Source organism: Pseudomonas sp. ICMP 3272, from assembly GCF_001466905.1.
Classification (GTDB): domain Bacteria; phylum Pseudomonadota; class Gammaproteobacteria; order Pseudomonadales; family Pseudomonadaceae; genus Aquipseudomonas; species Aquipseudomonas amygdali.
This window is the reverse complement of the sequence record NZ_LKEK01000101.1, coordinates 1-3,088: the sequence shown is the minus strand read 5'-3', so window position 1 is coordinate 3,088 and position 3,088 is coordinate 1. Positions and strand designations below refer to the sequence as shown.

1 protein-coding gene is annotated in these 3,088 nt (G+C 60.7%); it reads right to left on the bottom strand.

Translation table 11 applies throughout. The features are described 5' to 3' along the window. Positions 1–403: 403 nt before the first annotated feature. Positions 404–2,809 carry a TonB-dependent siderophore receptor gene (locus AO068_RS24315; protein ID WP_058409687.1) on the bottom strand — a complete coding sequence of 802 codons (2,406 nt, stop codon included), beginning with the start codon at positions 2,807–2,809 and terminating at the stop codon, positions 404–406. Positions 2,810–3,088 lie beyond the last annotated feature (279 nt).

Below are 3,088 nucleotides of genomic sequence, written 5' to 3'. Positions count from 1 at the left end.
CCCCATGAGGTCGGATTGGTGTCCAACTTCTTGGGGGCAGTTCACGGAGGGTGCGGAACGATAATCCCAGCTATCGTGCGGCGCTCCGCGTCGCATGCAGTTCTGGACGCTCTGCGTCCGGTCTTGAGGTTGCGGCNCGCGGCACAGATCTGTGACGCAGAGCGTGACGCACGGCATTCCCACGCTGGAGCGTGCGGAACGATAATCTCGACTATCGTGCGGCGCTCTGCGTCGCATGCAGTTCTGGACGCTCTGCGTCCGATCTTGATTGTGCGGGGCGGCGCAGATCTGTGACGCGGAGCGTCACGAACGGCATTCCCACGCGGAGCGTGCGGAACGATAATCCCAGCTATCGTGCGACGCTCTGCGTCCGGTCTTGATTGTGAGGTGCGAGCGCGGGCTTCTAAAAATCACCGCGCAACGTCAGGACGTAGTTGCGCGGGTCGCCGTAGTAGTTGCCGCGGTCGATGTCGCCGGTTGCCTTGTAGTATTTGCGATCCAGCAGGTTGTTGCCGTTGAGGGCCACCGACCAGTGTTCGTCGATCTTCCATGAGGCGCGTGCGTCCCAGATGGCGCGGCCAGGGTTGTCGATGGGCTGGGTCGACTCGTGCTCCGAGTAGCCGCTTTGCGCCGATACACCGCCGCCGACGGTCAGTCGACGCCAGGTGCCGGGCAGGTTGTAGCTGCTGGACAAGCGCAGCATGTGCCGGGGTGTTTCTGCTGAAATCGATTTCCCGTCACTGCCGCGCGTGAGGTTGAAGGTGTAGCCAGCCAGGGTCTGCAAGCCCGGTAACGGCTCACCACTGATCTCCATGTCGATACCCTTGCTGCGCCGGATGTCGCCATTCAAATAGCAGGTGCCGTAAGCGTCGTTGCTCAGGCACTGGCCCGCATTGGCATCGTCCTCGACCGCTACGTCTTTCTGTTTCACATAGAACAGCGCAAAAGACACGTTCAGACGCTTGTCGAACAACTCACCCTTGATACCGGTTTCATGGCTGGCACCGATGGCCGGGTCGAGGAATGCGCCGGATGCCGTTCTATAACCGCTCTGCGGCAGAAAGATATCGGTGTAGCTGGCGTACCACGACCAGTCGCGGTTCAGATCGTAGATCACACCCACGAATGGCGTGACCTGGTTCTTCTCCTGTGCGCGAGTGGTCACGCCTGCGGATTGGCTCTGATAGTCATACCAACTGACCCGGCCGCCCATGACCAGGCTCAACGACTCGCTCAGGCTCAGGCGCAGGTTGCTGTAAACGCCATAACGCTTGTCGCTGTAGTCGGTACTGCGCCAGGCCGGACGCGCAGGTTCTGCAATCGCGTCGTGATCGGGATTGACGATGTCCAGCGGCCGATTACTGTTGACGGTGGCATAGCGCGAATCACGTTTTTGCTCAGACCAGTTGCCGCCGATGGTCAACTGGTGGGTCAGGCCAAAGGCGTCGAAACGACCGTCCAGATGGCTGTCGAAGCCGTCGCTTTGCAGCGTGTCCGAGCGAAACAGGGTTCTGACCAGTCGCGAACCGCTCTGGGTCGCAGGGTCTATGGCGCCTTGTGCGTAGGCGACTTTCTGATCGAAAGCGCCATCAGAGTGAGTGGCAGACAGTGTGCCGCTCCAGTTCTCGTCAAAGCGGGTTTCCAGTTCGCTGAACACCTCGTCCGTCCGGGTCTGATGACGGTTCCAGTCCTGGGCCAAGGAGGTAGAGCGCGGCAGATCGATGGCTTTGCCGTTGCTGTAGCGGGGCAGGCCGAAAATCGAGTAGCCGTGGGTATCCGCGCTCTGATGGCGCAGGCCCAGCGTGAGCGTAGTGTTTTCGCTCAGATCGGTTTCCAGAATGCCGTACAACAACGGCGCAGTCTTTTTCAGACCGTCGATGAAGTATCCGCGATCTTCGTAAGACGTGACAAAACGCCCGCGCACGCTGCCCGAGTCGTTGAGCTTGCTGCTGCCATCCAGATCGACCCGGTACTGGTCCCAACTGCCGGCGCGGGTGGTGATCGAGAACTGCGCTAAGGCGGTCGGCCGCTTGCGCACCAGATTGACCGCGCCACCGGGGTTGCCCGCACCGATCAGCAGCCCGGCCGCACCGCGCAACACTTCGACACGGTCGTAGATCTCCATGTCCGGGGTCATCCAGCCGGTCACGCTGTAACCCTGGCCGGCCACGCCATCGATGGTGTAGCTCTCGTCTTCCAGCGCAAAACCCCGAGAGCTGAACACATGAGAGCCAAAGTTGCGTTGCGAAAAGGTGATGCCAGGCGTCTGCGCCATCACTTCGTCGAGGCCGTTGAGGTTTTTGTCGTTTATCAACTGGCGAGTCATGACCGTGACCGATTGCGGGGTTTCGCGCAGCGATTGTGATGCCTTGTTGATGCTCACGCCGGTCGCTGCGTACGAGCCGCTGCCCTCGGTGGTGATACCGAACGGGTCGCCCTTGATCGCCACTGGCCCAAGGTTCATGGGCTGCGCTGACGCCGCGCTGCCGAGGGTCAGGGTATCGGCCTCGAGGTTGTGCGTTACGCCAGCCTGTTTCAGCAGATCCGCGACCGCCTGTTCAGGCGTCAACCTGCCATGCACCGGGCTGCTGAACTTGCCGTTCACATCATCGGGGTTGTAAAGAATTTGCAGGTCGCCCTGGCGCCCCAGCTCTTTAAGGGCGCTGTTCAGGGGTTGCGCGGGGATATCGAACTCGAACTCTTCAGCCAGTGCCTCGCCCTGAAAAGCCAATGCCAGCACCAGCCCGCCCAGACGCAAGCCAAGCGTTTTCACGCGGCCTGTGCGCAGACGGCTGGAAGATGTTTGCATGGAGGGGATGACTCGTTGAAAGCGATGGCGAAGAATAATGCATTTGCGCAGTTTGGTCGTGGGCACAGCTCTGCATTGCCAGCCGACAACGCGCCGCACATCAAAACCGGACGCAGAGCGTCCAGAAAGGCACCAACGCGGAGCATTGGCACGATAGGTGTTCTCACGGACACCTATCGCTCCGCACACTCCAGCGTGGGAATGCCCCGCGTGAAGCTCTGCATCACAAGCCGACAACGCGTCGCACATCAAAACCGGACGCAGAGCGTCCAGAAAGGC

Coding starts and splice junctions, on each gene's coding strand:
- AO068_RS24315 (WP_058409687.1), bottom strand. CDS start 2,809: ATGCAAACATCTTCCAGCCGTCTGCGCACAGGCCGCGTGAAAACGCTT.